The 21,048-nt window shown below is 43.5% G+C and carries 10 protein-coding genes; all 10 read right to left on the bottom strand.

The window, feature by feature from the left end; genetic code table 11:
• Positions 1-27: 27 nt before the first annotated feature.
• Positions 28-1,638 carry an ATP-binding protein gene (locus tag KTR06_RS17210; RefSeq protein WP_004316226.1) on the bottom strand — a complete coding sequence of 537 codons (1,611 nt, stop codon included), beginning with the start codon at positions 1,636-1,638 and terminating at the stop codon, positions 28-30.
• 96 nt (positions 1,639-1,734) lie between these two features.
• The gene (locus KTR06_RS17205; protein ID WP_008017581.1) at positions 1,735-2,910 is read right to left on the bottom strand and encodes a mechanosensitive ion channel family protein; all 1,176 of its coding nucleotides are present in this window, start codon (positions 2,908-2,910) and stop codon (positions 1,735-1,737) included.
• A 140-nt stretch (positions 2,911-3,050) separates the two neighbouring features.
• Positions 3,051-4,868: an alpha-L-fucosidase gene (locus tag KTR06_RS17200; protein ID WP_217290613.1), complete on the bottom strand. Its 1,818-nt coding sequence runs from the start codon at positions 4,866-4,868 to the stop codon at positions 3,051-3,053.
• Positions 4,869-5,012: 144 nt separating this feature from the next.
• Positions 5,013-8,102, bottom strand: coding sequence for a glycoside hydrolase family 2 TIM barrel-domain containing protein (locus KTR06_RS17195; RefSeq protein WP_182422579.1), 3,090 nt, complete (start codon positions 8,100-8,102; stop codon positions 5,013-5,015).
• Positions 8,103-8,171: 69 nt separating this feature from the next.
• Complete coding sequence (locus KTR06_RS17190) at positions 8,172-10,496, bottom strand: glycoside hydrolase family 20 protein (protein ID WP_008026072.1); 2,325 nt, start codon at positions 10,494-10,496, stop codon at positions 8,172-8,174.
• 18 nt (positions 10,497-10,514) lie between these two features.
• Complete coding sequence (locus tag KTR06_RS17185; RefSeq protein ID WP_008026070.1) at positions 10,515-12,098, bottom strand: sulfatase; 1,584 nt, start codon at positions 12,096-12,098, stop codon at positions 10,515-10,517.
• 202 nt (positions 12,099-12,300) lie between these two features.
• The gene (locus KTR06_RS17180; protein ID WP_212135672.1) at positions 12,301-14,145 is read right to left on the bottom strand and encodes a DUF5006 domain-containing protein; all 1,845 of its coding nucleotides are present in this window, start codon (positions 14,143-14,145) and stop codon (positions 12,301-12,303) included.
• A 45-nt stretch (positions 14,146-14,190) separates the two neighbouring features.
• Positions 14,191-16,035, bottom strand: coding sequence for a RagB/SusD family nutrient uptake outer membrane protein (locus tag KTR06_RS17175; RefSeq protein ID WP_217290612.1), 1,845 nt, complete (start codon positions 16,033-16,035; stop codon positions 14,191-14,193).
• Positions 16,036-16,053: 18 nt separating this feature from the next.
• Positions 16,054-19,374 (bottom strand): TonB-dependent receptor, encoded by a 3,321-nt coding sequence (locus tag KTR06_RS17170; RefSeq protein ID WP_217290611.1) that lies wholly within the window; start codon positions 19,372-19,374, stop codon positions 16,054-16,056.
• 31 nt (positions 19,375-19,405) lie between these two features.
• Positions 19,406-21,046, bottom strand: coding sequence for a glycosyl hydrolase family 18 protein (locus tag KTR06_RS17165; protein ID WP_217290610.1), 1,641 nt, complete (start codon positions 21,044-21,046; stop codon positions 19,406-19,408).
• Positions 21,047-21,048: the final 2 nt, after the last annotated feature.

Genomic DNA, 21,048 nt, shown 5'->3' with positions numbered 1-21,048 from the left:
TATCTTGGAAAATAATTATGATATTTCTCATACGATAGAAACTTCTTCCCAGTCTTCTACTGTCCGTGTGACAGATGAGAAGTTCACTCCGATGCAAATCACTTTTCGTTTGTCTGCCAAATAAGGCTTGGCGTAGCCAGTCTTCTCTATTTGTTCCAGAGCTTCCTGTGCTGTTCCATCCATTTTGAATTCAAAGATATAGACGTAATCCTCCATCTCCAGCGTACAATCCACCCGTCCGTAGCTTTGGCGGTCCTCGCAATGGATGGCGGTGCAATATACGCCTATCAGTCGAAGCAATAGATAAAAAGTGTATTGAAAATGCTTTTCTGTTATATCTATATCTTTCAACGAGCCGTGGGAGTCATAGGGAATACTTGCCAAAAAAGAGGTGAGGGAACGGCGGAACGCATCTGTATCACCGCGTTCAAGGTCCATCACGGCATCTGTTATCCAACTCGTCACTTCTTTACTCTTCGGCTTCATATAATTGGCTGCTAATACAGACAAGAATCCCTTCCGTACTTCGTTGTTTGGGAAATCGAGCAGATAGGTTCCCATTTTTTTATTATATTCCTTGATTGTGAGGTATCCGCTTTGAAAAATCATTGGTAGGGGCTGTTCCACATCCGCTTTGTAGTCTATAAACATAGTTGGGTCGTAGAATTTTCCTGTTAGTTCATTCATCTGTTCGCGACTGTGTTGTAGCAGACGTATCAAATAAGTCGGGGTACCGGTGGCGAACCAGTAGTCACGGATTTCATTCATATCAAAGGCATTAAGTATGCTAAACGGATTATAGATGGCGGCCATGTTCGTACTAAAATGATAGCCATCGTACTGCCGTTTCAACCAGTCCTTCATTTCCTCCACCGTACATTCGTATTTAGTTGCCAATCGCGAGATGGGTTCTGCGAAGTATTTCTCCAATTCTTCCTGAGTGATTCCGCATAGTGATTCGTAGCGTTCATCCATACTAATGTCTTTTGGTTGGTTGAAGCCACTGAACACACTTACTTGCGAAAATTTCGTAACTCCCGTCAACAGTACGAATTTCAAGTATTCGTCAGCTCCTTTGAAGGTGGAATAAAAAGATTTCAGAATTTCCCTGTGATGGTCTTCAAGCAAAAGTTTCTCTCCTACATGGTTGCAGGTGTAAGTTCCGGTATCCAACACATCGAGAATTGGTTTGTCATATTCATCAATCAGTACTACCGCACGCTGCCCTGTCCGTTCATAAGCACGGCGGAGCAGTTCCTTGAAGCGGTCACCTGTGGTAGTATAGTTCAGATTTTTGCCATAGATGTCTTCCCAATTGCCTAAATACCCTTCGATAGTTGCTTCGAGCACTCCCGGTTGGGTGTATGGCCCACCGTTAAAGTCAATGCGGAAAATAGGATATTGCAACCAGTCTTTTTCAAGGTCAGCAATTGCCAGTCCGTCGAAAAGTTCTTTCCGCCCCTGAAAATAACAGGCAAGTGTACTCACCAACAGACTCTTCCCAAAACGACGGGGACGACTCAAGAAATAGATTGAACCCGTTTGCACAAGGTTGTAAACTAAGGCAGTCTTGTCTACATAAACAAAACCGTCTTCACGAAGGCGGTCAAAGCTCTGTATTCCAATAGGATATTTCATCTTTTTATCGGCTTTTTATGAATCACTAGACGAAGATACGTGAAAACAGGCATAAATACAAACGATTCCGGACATTATAAAACGAATTTTGTTATATTAATCCGAATACTGATAAACCTTCAAGTCAAACTTGGGAACCATTGCCAGCAAATGGTCGAAGATGTCCGACTGGATACGTTCGTATTCTTTCCAAACTTTGTTTCGGGAGAAGAAGTAAACTTGAATAGGTACTCCATACATCGTGGCTTCTTTCTGGCTGATAATCAAGTCCAAATCTTGATTCACCACAGGCAAGCTGCACAAATAACGCTCGATATATACACGATAAACCTGGGAATTGGTAGGTACTACACCTTCTTCAGGCTGATAATCCGCCATCAAAGGGATTTCCTTCCGATAACGGTCGAGCATTTCGGGCGTACAGAATTGGAGCGTAGTCAAATCCAGGGTTATATTCTTCATTACCCTTCGTCCTCCTGATTGCACCATTCCCCGCCAGTTCTGGAAAGGGCTGCTAACCAAGGTATAAGGGGGAACGGTAGAAATCGTATTATCGAAATTCTGAATCTTGACTGTATTCAGAGTAATCTCCTGCACTGTGCCATTGGCAGCACCGGAAGGAAGCGTTATCCAGTCGCCCGGACGAACCATATCATTGGCGGAAAGCTGGATCCCCGCCACAAATCCTAGTATGGAATCCTTGAATACCAGCATCAGTATGGCGGCCGAAGCCCCTAATCCCGCAAACAAACTGGCTGGGGACTTATTCACAATAATGGCAATGATAATGATTCCACCGACAAAGAACAGAAGCACCTGCAACACCTGAATGAATCCTTTCATCGGACGGTTCTTCATTGACTCCTTCCCGTCGTAGATATCCATTATCATCAATAGAATCCCATTAATGGCCAACAGCAAAGAAAAGATTATGTAAACGGCACAAGCTTTCTGGGAAATAAGCAATAAGTCCTTGCCACGAATAAAAGCCATTGGCAGTAAAGAATAAACCAGAAAAGCCGGAACCGTATGAATCAGGTTGTGAAACACTTTGCGCTTCATCAGCAACGTATTCCAAAGGTGCGGTTTCCGACGGGTGTACCGCTTCATTCCTCCTATAAGAATCGCCTGGCAGAGATAATTCAGACCGATAGCAATTGCTATCATCAGCACAGCAATAATAGTCTCATCAAAACGGTCGGCAACTGTCGGGTCTATTCCCCAATCTATCAGGATTTTGTTCATCCATTTTCCTAAATCTAGTACAAGCATAACTTCTGTCCTTTTTTATTAATAACAGCAAAAGATTCATTTGGTTTAGAAAAAAAGACTGGCGTCCGATTCACAAGAAATCGGGACTGCCAGTCTTCACTGCTATTCTCTAAGCATATCTTTCAGCGATAACAATCCCATCAGGGAGTTGTTATCACTCCTATTTCATCCATTCCTACTTTCGCGGTTGTTGCGGTAGGTGTAGTAGCCTCCAACTTAATATAACGCGCCTGTACTTTCTGCCCGAAAGTGACCGTTTGCGGCAGCGGGTTGTGCATGATATTACTGAACTCACCATTGGCAGGAACTTCCTTCCAGTGCTTTCCGTCCATGCTCACAAAGAATTTATAACGGAAAGCCATCGTCGGTTTCGCTTCCGCTTTCGAAGGGGCATAAGTAAAGCTGGCTAATGTCACCGATTTGCCCAAGTCAATCGTCAACGGAGAATCAGCGACTTGTTTCCAGCTGGCACGAGGCAGATTATTCCAATCTTCACCCTGAACCACTTCCTGCAAAGGAGCTGCATAATAAGCGGCCACTTGGTTAATATGAGCAGTCAGACGACATTCGTCAATCTTCACCCGTAACTGACTGGCTTTCACGACCGGGAAACGCAGCATACGTTTATATCCGATTGTCGTACCCTTGCCTACTTCTTTCCAACCGTTATCAGTCAAAGCCTCTACAACGAAAGACTCCACTCTCTGTCCTTTTGTGATATCTTCCTGAAGCATCACTAAGTTAATTTCCGAACCCGGTTCCAAAGAATAAACGGCTTCACTGCCCGAAATGGCATTCCAGTAGTTTCTCCCTTTCTTCACCCGGTTATCGGCAAATATCTGTTCACGGTAAGCTGCAAATTCCTCCAGACGATTCACGTCCGCTTCATTAATCAAGCCTTTGCGGTCGGGCGGTATATTCAATAAAAGCACGGAGTTATATCCTACCGACTGGAAATAAATATCCGACAGATGTTTCAAGGATTTCACTTTCGCGTCTTCTTCCGCATGATAGAACCATCCCGGACGGATGGACACATCCACTTCCGAAGGATACCAGAATAATTCCGTAGCTTTCTCCAGCATTTTGCGGCTTCCTAAATCTTCCGCTTTGCTAAAGACACCCAGACGTTTGTTGTTTTCTGTCGAGCGGGCATAAATTCCCGGAGTCAGTACGGTGGCAGTCCATTCCGTTTCACGGCCTATCCCTTTCTCGTTTCCTACCCAACGGACATCGTCTCCCATAATCGCCATCACAGCTTTCGGTTGAAGGCGTTGAATGGTTTTATAGAAAGCGTCCCAGTCATATATTTGTTTCTTTCCGTTCGGGCCTTCCCCATTCGCTCCGTCGAACCATACTTCGTGCACTTCACCATAATTGGTGAGCAATTCTGTCAATTGACGGACAAAAAATTCATTGTAACGGGGAGAGTCTCCATAACATTCCGCATTCCGATCCCACGGAGAAAGATAGACGCCGAACTTCATATCATATTTATCGCAGGCTTTCCGAAGTTCTTTTACGACATCCCCCTGTCCGTTCTTCCAAGGAGAAGAGGCTACAGAATGTTTCGTTGTAGCTGTAGGCCACAGGCAGAAACCGTCGTGATGCTTTGCGGTCAGAATAACCATTTTGAAACCTGCATTTTTCAAACTCTTCACCCATTGTCCAGCATCGAGTTCTGAAGGATTAAAGAGTGCGGGATCTTCTTTTCCGTCTCCCCATTCACGTCCGGTAAAAGTGTTGATACCGAAATGAAGAAAAGCGGTCAGTTCCATTTGTTGCCAGGCATATTGTTGCGGAGTGGGTACCAGCCGCGCTGCCATATCGACTTTCTGTTCGAGCGTTGCATCTTGAGGAAATTCAACATGCTTCACGTAGTAGTTTTCTTTTTTCTGTGCCTGCACTCCACCGATGAGGGTAGAAGACAATAAGAGAGAGATTAGTAGTTTATTCATAGCCTATAAATTATTGCAGTTTTACAAAAATAAAATAAAGGTACGGATTTCACGATTCTCATGGAATACTTTCTTACGATATTCCATTCAATCAGTGTAACCCCCACCTTTATATATAATCTAAATAACCTATTGATTTAGTATCTATTTCACCGGATAAAGGGTAAATTCAAAACTCTGTTTCTTTAATGGAACCAAGTATTGCGGTAACACTCCGGGACCACAAGTAGCCGTTCCCACACCTGCCTGTTCGGCATCCAGATGTACTGTCAGCAATCCATCACGTTCCAGTTCATTGATATGGCGGGCCTTCTCCAATAATACATCCGAGAAAGGAATCATACTAAACTGGAAAGCACGATTTGATTCTACAAAGAGGCCTTCGCCGGAAGTATTTGCCAACTTCGCCCAACGTACATCGGTACGGTTGCCCGTAGATTGCGGAGCAACATAATAATGAAACATCCGTTCCGGTGTGGTCTGATATACACCGATTTTGCCGGACTGATTGCGGTCAATGTATGTTTCATTCTCTCCACGTCCGAGGTAAGAAACCTGATCGTAGGTGTTCGCCACACGGAATGTCAATCCCAGACGTGCCATTGATTTCACGATGGTCGTGTCGGGCTGGAAAGTAGTAAGAACTTTCAGCGCACCGTTTTTATCCAATGAATAAACAAAGTCGGCAGTTCCTATCTTTTGCGCTTTCGCATTTAGAATTTCCACCCGGGCAGTGGTCGAAGTCTTGCCCTCTTTCAGTGAAACGACCTTTTGGGTCAGATTATCCAATCCTGCATTACGCCACAGACGTGCACCGTTCTTATCCCGGTTGTCATTATCCGTTGCCGGGCGGAAAAGGCTCAATGTCAGCGGAGCAGCTAATAATTCTTTGCCATTCAGGTTCAATGAAGTCAGCGCCCCTGTTTGCTTGTCAACGGTGAAAGTCGTTTCACCTGCTTTTTGCGGACGGTAGCCTGTGTAATTCTTATTACCGGCAAACACGAACTGATCGTATGCCACTTCCCAGTCCTTATCGATCATTGAAGATGCTTCACGACGCATCCAGCTGATATTCAGATAAGCCTCACGAATTGTATTCGGAAGTTTGACAGCGCCTAAAGCTACATCTACGGTAGCGTGCGGTGCACAATCAATCGTTTTCGTACCTTCTGCCAAAATCTTGCCATTGTCTGCCGTCACATTCCAGTTCAGTACATACTCATTCAGATTAGAGAAGTCATACCAGTTCTTGACACGGATAGTCAGATTCTTTTGATCTGCCAAAGTCGCTTTTATATTCTGGTATACTTTCTTTACCTCAAGCAAATGCGGATGCGGTTCACGATTGGCGCCTACCAAACCGTTACAGCAGAAGTTACCGAAACTCGGGATTCCTTCCGGCCCGTAATCACCGCCATACGTCCAATACCATTTACCGTTTTTGTCTATTTCGCGGAATGACTGGTCCACCCAGTCCCAAACGCAGCCACCTTGTGCCATCGGATTGTTTTCAAATACATCCCAGTATTCTTTCAGTCCGCCGCAACTGTTGCCCATCGCGTGCAGGTATTCACAAAGAATAAAAGGACGGTAGATGTCTTTCTTCGCAAGATATGCTTTGATGTCGTCCACACTGCGGTACATACGGCAGTAAATATCCGTATTATAGTTCAATTCGGCACGTTCGTATTGCACGGGGCGAGTGTTTTCTACCGATTTCAGCCAGTCGTAGGTACGCTCGAAGTTGATTCCGTTGCCGGCTTCATTTCCCAACGACCAGATGACGATAGCGGGATGATTCTTGGAACGTTCGTACATCCGGTGGGTGCGGTCCATGTGTGCGGTCAGCCAGGTAGTGTCTTTGGCAAGAGAAGCAGCCCCATATCCCATGCCGTGGGATTCGATATTTGCCTCATCAATCATGTATAATCCGTAGCGGTCGCAAAGCTGATACCAGTAAGGGTGAGTCGGATAATGCGAGTTACGCACCATGTTGATATTGTGCTGTTTCATCAGTTTGATGTCCAGTTCCATCAGTTCCTTGCTCACGGTACGTCCCAGCTGGGAGTGTTCGTGACGGTTAGTTCCTTTCACCAATACCGGAACACCGTTGATGCAAAAACGTCCGTCTTTGATTTCCGAGGTACGAAAGCCGACTTCGCAACCCGTCAGTTCGGTGACCTTGCCTTGTTCATCTTTCAGTTCGAGTATCAATGTGTAAAGATAAGGATGCTCTGCGCTCCAAGCCTTTACATCAGGTAGATTCTTTTCATCAAACGTGATAAGATTGCTCAATCCACGGGATTTTATCCGGATGGCATCCTGCAGGACAGCTTTGCCTTCGGCGTCTTTCAGGGTGTAAGCAATAGAAGTGGCTCCAGGTGTAATAGAAGGTCCCTCTACGGTCACTTCAAGTCCGAAAATTCCATCTTTGTATTTCTCTTTGTCCAAAGATGCATTCAGTTTGTAGTCGGCAATGTACTGTTTGGGAGTGCTGTAAAGATACACATCGCGTTCGATACCACTCAAACGCCACATATCCTGACATCCCAAGTAAGCACCCGCACTCCATCGGTACACTTCCAAAGCAACCACATTTTCGCCTTCATTGAGGACGTCAGTAATATCCCATTCGGCAGCTGTCTTTGACCCCTGATTGTATCCAAGCAATTTTCCATTCACCCATACATAATAGAAAGAGATGACCCCTTCACAACAAAGTACTACCCGGCGTCCTTTCCAGTCGGCAGGCACTTTGAAGGTACGGCGGTATGAGCCGACTTCATTCTCCGCATGCGGTACCAGCGGCGGATTCTTCTTGAAGTTGAACATTTTATCGTCAAATTCATACGTTTCGTTGACATAGATAGCTGTGCCATAACCCTGACGTTCCCAGTTGCCAGGCACATTGATGTCCGCCCATCCTCCTGTGTAATAAGAAGGTTGGTAAAAGTCCTTCGGACGGTTATCGGGATTCTTCACCCAATGGAATTTCCACTTTCCGTTCAGGCTCATATAAAAAGGAGACTGTTCATACCCTCCCGGCTTTTCAATGTCGGAAGCGTTGGCATAAGGCCATACGTATGTGTGAGGAGCGAGTTTGTTCAGTCCCACCGCATACTGGCTCTGCCATTCGGGTAACGGTTGTTGCTGCGCTAACGTGAAAGTAGTGGCAGCCAGTACTGCTGATAAGATTAAAGAAGTTCGTTTCTTAAAGCTAATGTTCATAAGCATGTCATCATAATTAGTTTATACAAGATTGTTTTACAAAGCACCTAATTGCTATTTTTAACTACTTGATTACTATTCTATAATCACTTCATCAAAATAGACTCTCGCTTCCTGACCGGGGCGGACATGCTCGTCGGGACATATCCCCGCACCTTCTGCCGTCACCCGGACATAACGAGCAGATACTCCGCCCATGTCTATCGAATAGTCATTTCTGAAAGTTCCTTCCTGATAGATTTCTTCCGGAGAAAAGTTCAATTCTCCTATGGCATGGTAGGTACGATTATCATCAGAAACTTCTACGCGAATCATTTTCGGTTTGTGCGCTCCCATTCCATAATTCGTAATGCAACCAATGGTTAATTTATTCAGTTTTTCCTGACTCTGCAAATCTATTGTGAAAGAGATAGAATCATTCCGGCTCCAGTTACACCATTCAAAATCAGTATATTTCAAGCTTCCCCGCAATCCATTGACTAATAACATTTCGTTCTTCTTATTGTCAAGCAAAGGTTTTGCCGTAGCTTTGTTCCATGTGAGTGGCAACTCTAAGGTTTCTCCCATTTGCTTGCCGTTCATAAAGGTAGCGGCTTTCACCATTTGCGTTTTCGTCACACAGATAGGTCCGTCGTAACGATGAGAAGACATTGCCGGATTACTCCCATTCAGTGTATAATAAATTTCCACATCCGGACGGATACATTCCAAACTCACTTCCAGATGTCCGTCCACTGGTGTCACCGTCTGTTGTATGTTATACATTGAGCGGGCATAAACAATTCCTTTTTCTGCAATATGCGAATTGTATACATCCATTCGTTTCAAAAATCCAGTCCAGTCCTTCGTTCCTGCAGCTGTCCAAGCCACTTCTGCCAAGGCAGCCAGACGAGGGAACAAAAGATAATCCACATCTTCCGGTTTATTACAGAATTCCGTCCACATACAGGCCTGTATACCCATTAGCAATGATTCGTATTCCGGTTTCCAGTCTTTCTGTACAGGTTCGTAATCAAAAACATCTTTTAGGGTGTTGTTACCGAAATACGTTACCGGTTCAAACCATTGCGGTCCCTGATAGCGAATCAGGTACATGATACGCGCCGGAGTCATGATGAAACGATGTCCTTTTTCAGCAGCTTTCAGGGCAGCCGTTCCCATTCCCTGCCAACCGAGAATAATGGATTCTTCGGGAAGAAAAGAGCTGTTTGTCAATTCATCCCAGCCAATCACCTCGCGTCCTTTCTTACGCAGATAATCACTAATACGCTTCATGAAATAACCTTGCAAGTCTTCCTCATTGGCTAAATGCTGCTTTCTCATCCGTTTCTGACAAAGCGGACATTTTTCCCAGTTCGTCTTTCGCGCTTCATCTCCTCCGACATGAATATAGCGGGAAGGGAAAAGTGCCAGAATTTCGTCAAAGACATCCTGCAAGAATGTAAATACGCTATCATTTCCCGCACAGTAGATAATCTCGGAATTTCGTCCTCCCAAGCCGGGAAGTACACCGATAAAGTCTTTCACAACCGGACAAGCAAACTGGGGATAAGCAGCCAAAGCAGCGTTACTGTGTGCCGGTACATCTATTTCCGGAATGACTTCTATTTGTCTGTCGGCAGCATAAGCTACAATTTCCCGAATCTCCTCCTGTGTATAGAAACCACCTATTGGAGTAAGCTCTCCACGCTCCGGGTTACGGCGTGAGTGAAAAGGTACATCCGTACGGTCTACTCTCCACGCTCCTACTTCTGTCAAACGAGGATATTTCTTTATTTCAATCCGCCAGCCGTTATCGTCCGTCAGATGAAAATGAAGTTTGTTTATTTTCAACATCGCCATACAGTCGATGATTCGCAGTACGTTCTCTTTGGGAATAAAGCAACGTACCGGGTCCAAAAGTAATCCTCTGAAACCAAAACGGGGCTCATCCCGAACTATCATTGCGGGAACGTTCCAAGCGATATTCTGTACCGGTTGCTCTGATTCTATGGCAGCAGGCAGGAGTTGGCGGATAGATTGCAGGGCATAGAAGAAACCCTTTGTATCCGAAGCTTTAATGAGTATCTGTTGCGGTGTAATCTCCAACAGATATGCTTCGGGTTTAAAAGAAGAATCCGTCACGAAACGGACTTGTCCTTCTTTGCTGCCGACATTCAAAGCCGGAGTTATTCCGGCAGCACGGGTAAACAAGTCGATAAAATTGCGGGCAATCGCAGCTTGCCCCTGATTTTCTACCGCAAATGCCGTTTTTGCAGAAAAGGTGAAGTTACCACTACCCGGCACAATCTGTGTCGGGCGTGGTACTATTGAAATTAAAGGGGATGTTAAGTTATCAGCCTGCAAGAACACTGTCAGTGGAGAAAGCAGTATGAGAATGATTAAGATGTATCTTTTCATGGTGTATATACGTTGGTGTTATTCCTTGTCTCTTTCCGGTGAGAAGCGGACAGGGTCATTGTATTGCTCCTGAAGTTTCAGCATTTCTTCTTTCAGTTCTTTCACTACCGGTTCGTATTCTGGTTGTCCGTAGAGGTTGTGCATTTCCGACGGGTCTGCCTGCAAGTCGTAGAGTTCCCACCAGTTGATATCATTATAGAAATGAATCAATTTATAGCGGTCTGTACGTACCCCGTAATGGCGTTTCACCATGTGTTCGGCAGGATATTCGTAGAAATGATAGTAGAGAGCTTTCCGCCAGTCTTTCGGATGTTCGTCTTTCAGTAAAGGAACGAGGGATACACCTTGGATATCAGAAGGAATCTCTGCTCCTGCCAATTCGAGGAAGGTGGGTGCATAGTCTATATTCTGTACCATTTCTGTGATATCACCCCTGCGGTCGAATCCTTTCGGCAGACGCATGATAAGCGGTGTACGCATGGATTCTTCGTACATGAAGCGTTTATCAAACCAACCGTGTTCGCCCATGTAGAATCCTTGGTCGGAAGTATAGACGACAAGTGTGTTATCCAGCAAGCCTTTCTCTTTCAGATAGTCGAGTACACGACCAACATTGTCGTCCAGTGATTTTACGGTCTTCATATAGTCACGCATGTAACGCTGGAATTTCCAATTGGCAAGTTCCTTGCCTTGCAGGTTCTGCCTGTAGAAATCATCTATAATCGGCGTGTAGAATTTGTCCCATGCAGCACGTTGACCTTCGTCCATACGTCCGATATACTTCTCATATAAGGATTTCAGACGGGTGTTTTTATCAGGACGAAGCATTTTGAGGTCATAAATCATGTCCATGTCCTTCACAATATTCATCTCTTGCGCGGCAGCGGCGGGACGTCCTTCATAATCGTCAAAGAAATTATCCGGTAGCGGAAAGGTTTTATCTTCGTACAAAGCCAGATTGCAAGTATCCGCCAACCAATTACGGTGAATTGCCTTGTGGTGAATCAAAAGGCAGAAAGGTTTTTCCGGATTGCGTTTGTTTTCTATCCAGTCAATGGCGTCATCGGTAATAAGATTCGTGATGTATCCATGTTTTTGAATAGTGTCATTGTTTTGTGTGATGAAATCCGGGTTGTAGTAGTCTCCTTGTCCGGGAACAATCTGCCAGTAATCAAAGCCGGAAGGCAAGCTTTCAAGATGCCATTTACCCACCAATGCTGTCTGATAACCGATTTTCTGCAACAGTTTCGGAAAAGTTTGTTGCGAACTGTCGAATACGCAAGTGGTATTATCATAGAATTTATTGGCACAACTATGTTTGCCCGTTATCATGCAGGCACGGCTGGGGCCGCTTAAAGAATTGGCAACAAAGCTTTGAGTAAAACGTACACCGTCAGCAGCAATGCGGTCGAGGTTGGGGGTTTCCATGTAGCGTGTGTCGTAACAGCTCATCATTTGAGCTGTGTGGTCGTCTGTCATAATGTAGACGATATTCAAAGGGAGTTGCTCCGCAGACTTTTGCTTGTTTGAGCAGGAAGCAAGGGAAGCTACGGCAGCTATTCCTGCTAAAGGAAAGAATAAGTTTGATTGCAGTTTTTCCATAAAACAACTTTATATTAGATTGTAGTGACAAAGGTAGAGACCTGTCAACAAAATCCATGTTCACAAATAACCAATTAATTTCCAATATTCTCCATTTCCGTGTGATTGGCTAATAAATAGCCGGAAGTATATCGCCTTCTAACGATAGCTTCCGGCATAAAATTCATTTCACACTATTGAAAGCTAATTGAAAGAGATAGCATTAATAAAATAACTGATTAGCCCAGACTTTTTCAGCGTCAGTCTGTACATAATTCTTATTTGTATAGATACGAATCCAATCAATTTCCATTCGAGGCGTATTATCATCCGTTTCACAATTGGCAATACTTTTCAGTACATTATCCCAACCTTCAGGCGCTTTACCAGCAGCCCGTTCCGAGCTTTCAGCCAATCTCATAAAGAAGTAGAGACCGGCACTTCCACCGGCAGCAGTAGCAGGATCAGGATTAGCAGTAGCAGGAGTCCCAGCCTTGTCGAATGGCCACCTGTCAGGAGATTGTGTACGATTAACGGTCAGATTGGTTGCTCCATTAATACCTAAATTGATTATATTTTCATCCACAAGTTCCACCCAATATATATTCCATTCATTCGCTTGAGGTATTGCTACACTCTTTGAACCTATCTCATTATCAACAGTTACAGCCTGAGTAATTACAGAACCTTGAGTGTTCTTGAGAATATCGATCTCATCTTTCGTGTTCGGAAGGGAATTTTTCTGATTTTTAAGTCCGATTGTCGGAACAAACCCAGTCCGTATTCCTCTCAAACGCGCCTTCACTTCAATTCTCATACCAGGGAAGAACCGAGTATGTTGTGGGGCAAAAATACCACCAAATTTAGAACATTGCAATGCGGCGACACCGTACTCTTTGGTAGCTGTCATGGCACCAGTCCCCTGAACATTTTTATCCACCCACATATTTAAAATACCTTCATTGGTTATATTTGTACATTTTGCATTATTCACAGCTTGTATTTTCTGTGACGGTGCATCATTAATATCAGAAAAGGCCCAAGAAATACGATGTCCGAAAACATTAGGGGTATTATTTCCGCCACTAAAACTATTATTAATATAATGGAACTCTATCGCATTGCATAATACCCAATCTTTATCTTTCAAAGCCGAAGTGGGATGAGCGCTATTCTTATTCATAGCTGTTTTATCTCCCGTAAACCAACTTTCAATTGCAGTTTTATTTTTATCAGACATAAACGGCCTATCCGGGAATTCATACACCTTCGTTATATCAAACAGATTAGGATCTCCCATAGATTCCAAATCAGTCATAGTTATAGTCAGAGTAGAATTTATCATCGGATTCGCAGGAGAATCACTCTCCAGATTCAATACCAGTTGCAAATCCCCTGTCATTTCAAAATCCTGTTTAATAGTCACAGCATCACTTTTTGCTGAAGTTCTTCCTGCAGGAATTGTTAATGTAGACGGTAAATTTTCATACCTATCTCCTTCCCCTTCTTTCGGAGTAATTTTCATATTAAGAGGTACGGAACTTGGTTTTTCAATCTTTGCAACTAATACAAACTTACCACCTTCCATTACTACATTCTCCGCATTGTTCTCCAATGATGCCATTATCCGATAATAATCGGAAACTTTGATAACCTGACTGGAGCCTTCCATTTTATAACCACGGGCAAAAGCCGTAAAGTTTATAGCAGTACTCCCCGTCAGTCCGGATGCCTTTATCGGAAAATCCACCTGAATCTGTTTCTCCCCCTTCGGAAAAGTAACGATTCCATTGAACTGTTCGAATACATTCGAAGCATCTTCCGCTCCGGCTTTCGCCGTAAAGTAAATATCAAAATCTTCATTTGCTACAACCTCCTTGCCATCAGCATCCGGTTCCACATTAATATTCACTTTCAAGTGTTCGCCCATCGCAAATGCGTTGTCATTGATGCTCATCGTTAATGGCACGATTTCCGGTAGAGGACGATATTTCGTTTCTTCCTCACACCCGGTCAACCCCATGGTCAACAAGCATATCGGAAATATTTTATATAATATGTTCTTCATATCTTTATCTATCTAATTATCATAAATGAATTTTATTCAGTTCCCTTACTTAGTCGGCCATCCCGGATTCTGATTCAGCTCATGGTCCATCTGGATTTCATCCGGTGGTATGGGTAACAAGTAATCACGATCTTCATTAAACTTGTAGCCTTCAGGCAAGTACTCTTTCAACGGATCCATCCATCCTTCATTATCTGTCAGTACATGATTCAGTCCTTCTTTCCGCAATGAAGGCGAAAAGCTCAGATAAAGCACACCGTCTTTGCCCAGATAAGCGCCACGTCCGCGTCCTTCCACACCTTTCAACGTTCCGGCTACCCTCCAACGCATCAGATCATCCAAACGAAAACCTTGCAGAGATAGCTCTGAACGTCTTTCCCGACGTACCTCCTGCACTGCCGGTGGCAGGCCTTGGAAAGGGAAGTGAGGATCAGCCACCGGAGTAACATAGGCCACACCGGCTCTTTGACGCAATGGCTTTAATGTTTTCTCTGCCACGTTATCGTTATACTGCCCTAATTCGGCAGCAGCTTCAGCATAACAAAGCAACCCTTCGGCATAGCGGAACATGACATGAGCCGTTTCACAATTGCCGGTTACATAGGTCGTATCAATGCCAAGGCGAGTATGGAATCCGGTCACGTTCTTGTAAATACCATCCCCATTCAAGCGCGGAGATGAAATATCTTTATTCTTTTCCTTTTGTTCTGCTTCGGTCCCTGTCTCGTCATACACTCTCACATTCATCAAGCTATTAGATTTGAACTTACAACCAGTATGCATCACCATAGCCAAAAGTCTTCCGTCACGATCTTTAAATACCTCATTAAAGTCCTTATACTTTTCATCGGTCGGATCAACCGGCGTACCATCCACATTCAGAAAGTTATCCACCAAAGACTTGGATAGTCCCGAAGGCTTCACATTATCTGTTACTCCACCGCTAAGCTGTTGAGTAACGGTATTGAACACGCCATCAGCTATTGAATATTTTTTCCAAAAAGTCACTTCACTAATGTTGGAAAGATCGTTTGAATTGAATAGCTCCGAAAAAGCATCATCTATATTGGTAGCTTTCGGATTGGTTGCTGTCATATGCAAAGTCAGTCCGGCCGGGAACAAATATTGATCCCCCCAATTCATCACTTCCTTAAAAAACTCTTCAGAGTTATCTTCCGTTGCAAAATCAGTTCCCTTGTGATACTTCTCCCACGAACCTTCGTACAAAGCGACTCGCATAGCCAGAATCATGGCCGTTTCTCTGTTGACACGCAATCCACTGTATTTACTGCGAGAATGCAAATTAGCACGAGCCTCCGGTATCAACCCAATAGCCGCTTTCAAATCGTTCAGGATAAAACGAGCTGCATCCGCACGTTTTGTCGCAGGAATTTGTAAACCACCCAATGTAGCATTACCGTCCCAGAAATCATCCATAATGGGAATATTACCAAAACGTGTGAGCAGATAGAAGTGCCAATAAGCACGGAAGAAATACGCTTCCCCTCTCAATGAAAGCACTTCGTCCGTTTCGTCCACCTCGGAAACTGCGTAATAATGGAAAAAGTAATTCACCATACGCAAGTTTTTATAGCCTTTATTCCAATCGTCAGAGCCACTGAATTGATTATTCTCTCCATTCAGGCGCATATCATACTTTTCCGAAAGGATATTGTCACTGTTCACCTCTTCTCCTCTGACACCAATACCATATTGAGCCGGAGCCGGTAGAGAAGTATACAAATTATTTATATAGCTTTCTACATTCTCTCTGGTTTTCAAGAAATCTTCATTGTTAGGCTGCGTATAGGGTTTACGGTCCAAATAGTCGGAACACGCCGACAACAGTAAGCCTGCAAAAACAGTCAGGATAATTATTTTATTTTTCATGATAGCGTTCCTCTTTAATTAAAATGTAAAATCAAGTCCAAACACGAAATTACGGTTCATCGGATACACCTTTCCGTTACCATTCTGATTTTGAGCCGAGGTAAGTCCCGGAGCAGCCGCATTACTTCCGCCTGCCCACGCGTTCACCTGATTAAGGGTTTCCGGATCAAACTGATTCGGCAGTTTACTGATGGTAAACAGGTTATCGCATGTAAAGTATACTTTCAGGTTACTTAGTCCAATATTCTTCAACAATTGAGGCTTAAAAGTATAGGATACTGTCAAGTTTTTCATACGCATATATGCCGCATTCAGCATATAGCGGGTAGTATTATATCCCGTATTGGCATTCGTTGTCTGGGCATCGGTCGTCAGTCGAGGTAGATATCCATTGGGATTCTCGGGACTGAAATAATCGAGATGCTCCTTGAACCATTCTTTACCACCGAATAGGTAAGTACTGGCGGCCATCGGAAAATCTCTCTTGGCAACTCCTTGCAGTAAAGTGGATATTTCAAATCCCTTATATCCTACGTTTAGATTGATACCGAAACTGTATTTGGGAGTAGCATTACCGATAATTTTCAAATCACCATGGTCGGCCAATGTACCCTTACCCGGGTCCACTTTACCGTCACCGTCGGAATCAATGTATTTCAAGTCGCCTCGTTGCCATTTGTCGCCGGACTTAAAGAAACTAAGATCTACTTGTCTGAGGTATGCGTCCACTTCGCGATTGGACAGAAAAAGATCATTCGCTTCATATCCCCAAATCTCACCTATGTCCATTCCTTCATAATATCCTTTATTAGTTGCCAAACCGGTATGATTGTTGTATATCAATCCCTCCGGATTGTTGTATTTAGTAACAACAGCTTTGTAATTGAATACATTGAATCCTATGCCATAGCTAAAGCCACATTTTAGCTGATCCTGCCAGTTTACAGACAATTCCCAACCACGATTTCGCAAAGTAGCGTTATTAACTTTCGCACGGTCAGCCGTACTAATACCTCCGAGATTCGGAATAGCTTCAGCAGGACCAATCATGTCGCGTGTGGTACGCTGATAGATATCAGCAGTAACAGACAATCTGTTATCCAACAACATCAAGTCGAGACCTAAGTTGGCATTGTCTACCTTCTCCCACGTAATATACGAACTGATCATCTTAGGCGTAGTGGCTAAAGTTCCTTTTTGAGGAGTAGCTTGCACACCGGGTAACAGCCAAGCATTAGGTGAATCAGAGGTCAAACTCTGAATCCCGAGGTAATCGTAGAGTCCCGCTCCGTTCTGATTACCCAAGCGACCGTAAGAAACACGTACTTTCAATTGAGAAACCGGCAGATTCAGCGCTTTGAAATAGTCGGTACGAGAAATGTCATAACCGGCTGAAAAAGAGGGGAACAATCCCCAGCGATTTCCCGGAGCAAAACGGGAAGAACCGTCATAACGTCCACTGAATTCCAGAAAATAAATCTCCTTGTAATTCCAATTCAGTTTAGCGTACATACCCATTGTAGCCCAATGCGTCCGGTCTTCACCTGCCAATACTTGCCCGTTAGCATTCACAAAAGAGAATATATCACTAGTCAGCAATCCGTCTTTATAAGTATAACCATTCGAATTTTCTTGCAGTTCCATCTGGAAACCCGCCATCGCCTTAAAGAAGTGGTCGCCCCAAGCATGTGTGTAGGATGATGATACGTTTGGAGACAGGTAGTAGTTGAATGTATTACCGCGTGTATAAGAGCCCCAATTTGAGTTTTTCCAGTTCATGCCCGGATATTGATATCCCTGTTTGGTTCCCTTGCTTATATCCAACGTTCCGTCAGGTTTTTCGGCAGTAGGATATCCGCGTTTGAAGTCATTGTTTTCCACATCGAAGCGTACTTTCATTTCACCTACAATATCCCACCCTTCCAGCGGAGTAATCGTAGCGGCAAACGACATCGCATCAGAAATTCTGTTCTGCACATAATGCGATTGTTTCAGATAACGGTATTCGGAATTGTCATTATATTCCGACTTTACAGGAAGATGGGTCGGAGAATTCGGAAAGCTGCTTCCGATAGTTCCATAAAAAATGGTCTGGTTAGCCATCGGACGCTTCAGTATATTCAGTGAAAGGTTATTATTGAAATTAAACTTCAACCATTTATTGGCTTGGATCTGAAACTTCGAGTTTACATTGTACTTACTCAAGTTATCGTCTACTTGATCCAGTAATCCTTCTTGGTAAATATATCCCAAACCCACGTAATAATTAAATTTATCAGAACCTCCCGTTACGCTCAGATTATGAGAATGGCGGATGGAAGCTTTTTTAAAGTAGTAATCATACCAGTCGGTATTGGCATACACAGCATCTTTAGAACCTGCCCAACCGGTACCGTCCGCATTAGGTCCTATGCCCGGGAACTTTTCCGAATAAGGATTCTCCATAAAGCCCTGCATCTTTTCGATGAGCGCATCAGGAATCGAGTGTTTTACTCCATCATTATCATCTCGTTCGTTCAGATAATTGGCAAATTCAATGGAATTCATCATTTGGGGCATATTAATAGGAGAACTGAATCCTACAGTACCACTGTAAGATATACGTGTTTTTTCCTTTTTACCACTTTTGGTAGTGACGATAACCACACCATAGGCGGCACGTGCACCATAAACGGCAGCAGCAGAAGCATCTTTCAATACACTGATGGTTTCGATGTCGGCAGGATTCACGTTCTGCAAACTTTGCTCCACTCCGTCTACCAATACATAAGGTTCGCCTCCATTGATAGAACCGATACCACGAATATTGAATTTAATTTCGGCACCGGTCTCACCGCCTACACCATTAGCAACCGCATCAGAAGAGAAGTTTAAACCGGCTACGTTACCCTGAAGGGCACTCGTGAGGTCAGTAACCGGACGGTTGGCAATAGCATCGGAACCCACAGTAGCCACAGCCGCCGTGATGGTGCTTCGCTTCTGTTTGTCCATACCTACTACTACCACTTCATCCAATACTTTTGTATCCTCTTTTAACGTAAATCGGTTGCCTTCTGCTTTTGTCACCTTTATTTCAAGGGGAGTAAAACCGACATAAGAAATAACCAATGTGTTACCTACTTTCCCTTTCACGGAAAAGTTACCGTCAATGTCAGTCAGCGTCCCATCTTTAGAACCTTTCACCATCACTGTGGCACCGATAATGGTTTCACCTTTATCATCTACCACTTGTCCTTTTATCATTTGTTGCTGTGCCAACGCACTTAAAGGAAATGATAGCAGGAGTATCAGAAACAGAATCAAAAATTTCTGTACTCGCATGAACTTCTTTTTTTCCATAATATTGTATTTGATTAATTTAGATTCTCTTTTATTCCGTCGGATTCGCATAATATTCAAACTCTTCTTTTATGACCTTCAACAAAGACTTGTTATTGGTTATGTCAATATCTGTTGCCAAATCCCAACTCATAATGCCTGCATAGTCTTCTTCACAGACATACCTCGCTTTCTTACGAATCGTTCCTATACTGTTGAAAGTATATGTATTTCCTTTATATGTATATGTATCTTCATTCGTAGTAGCCAAACCATCATTCACGAAATCACAATAGGCAGCAATCAGACTACCCGTAGAACCATAGAAAGGCACTCCCATCACCAGCTTATTCTTAGGGATTCCATATGCCACAGCTGCTTCTCCATCTTTTACAAATTGCTCGTAAGGAAAACGCATCACTGCAGGGCCGTAACATTGATAAGAGATAAAATCCAGAGCATCAATAGCTTCCGGGGAAATTTTAAAAGAAACCGGATGCAACGATGCGGTGAAGTAAACATACTTTCCTAATGTAGAACGCATTTGGATTACAGTTGCACTATAATTATTATATTCACTGGCATTTGTAGGCCATTCAAAATCAAAATCAACTCCATCAAAATCATATTGTTCGATAATCTTCTTCACCTCGGAAGCAAATCTTGTACGGGCAGTGGCATCAGCCATCATCTTTTTCCATTCTCCACCAGCAATGCCCAAGCGCAATCTTCTATCTCCCTGTTGTCCCTGTAAAGCGGTACGTATATTATTCAAACGCCCCAGCCAGGAATGTGAATCCTTGCCAGGTTTCGTGGCATCATCGTATTTCCAGTAAGCAAGTATTTTTGAATTATTCCAATTGTCAAAGGTGATAGGGTTTCTACCTGATGTACCTACTACCAGACTGCTTACAAAAGTTTCATCTAAATAACCTTTAAATTTATCTCCAATCAAAAAATCAGTACGTGTATTAGGTATTTCATTAGGGAGAGCACCTACAAAATTTATTGCAGTATTGTTTGTATCCACATAAAGTTTCGCCGTTCCCTGTTCATAAGTCAACCCAATATAGTGCCAGCCTGTTGCCAGATCAGGAGTGGTAACGGTTGCAACCGAACTTCCAATAGACAGTTTCAAACTATTAGCTGTCGCACCCATTTGAAAAGCAATGATCGTGGAATTTCCATCCATTTTCTTAAAGAGAAAAGCTCCGTCCACCCATTCACTTATATATATATAGGTACCAAAGGTGAATTTATTAAAGGCCCCATCAGCAGAGTGAAGTAATCCATCACCGCCATTCATAAGACTTGTTCCTTCAAATTTAACCACTCCATTACGACCTTGAAAAGTGCCAGTATGAGATACGTTTGTCATCGTCGCATCATTCAACGGCAATTCAAAAGCTACCTCACCATTTGCATAAGGACGCGCCGCCAAATAAATCAAATCTGTACAAGCACCCATACTGGCTGCTGAAATACGGTTTGTTTCAAAAAAATCCCCCCGAATGTAAGAGCAATTAATGAATGATTTTACAGTAGGATCATCCGGTTCTTCCGGTTCACCAGGTTTTCCTGTGATTGCACCTTCAGGAGGAGTACCAGTTGGAACGTCTACCCATTTTGTGTCTTTACAAGCTGTCAACGTTCCAAAAAGGAGGAGACAAAGAAATAGGAATTTGTTTCTCATAA

The organism is Bacteroides sp. MSK.20.12, from assembly GCF_019052435.1.
Classification (GTDB): Bacteria; Bacteroidota; Bacteroidia; order Bacteroidales; family Bacteroidaceae; genus Bacteroides; species Bacteroides xylanisolvens.
This window is presented reverse-complemented; position numbering and strand designations above follow the sequence as displayed.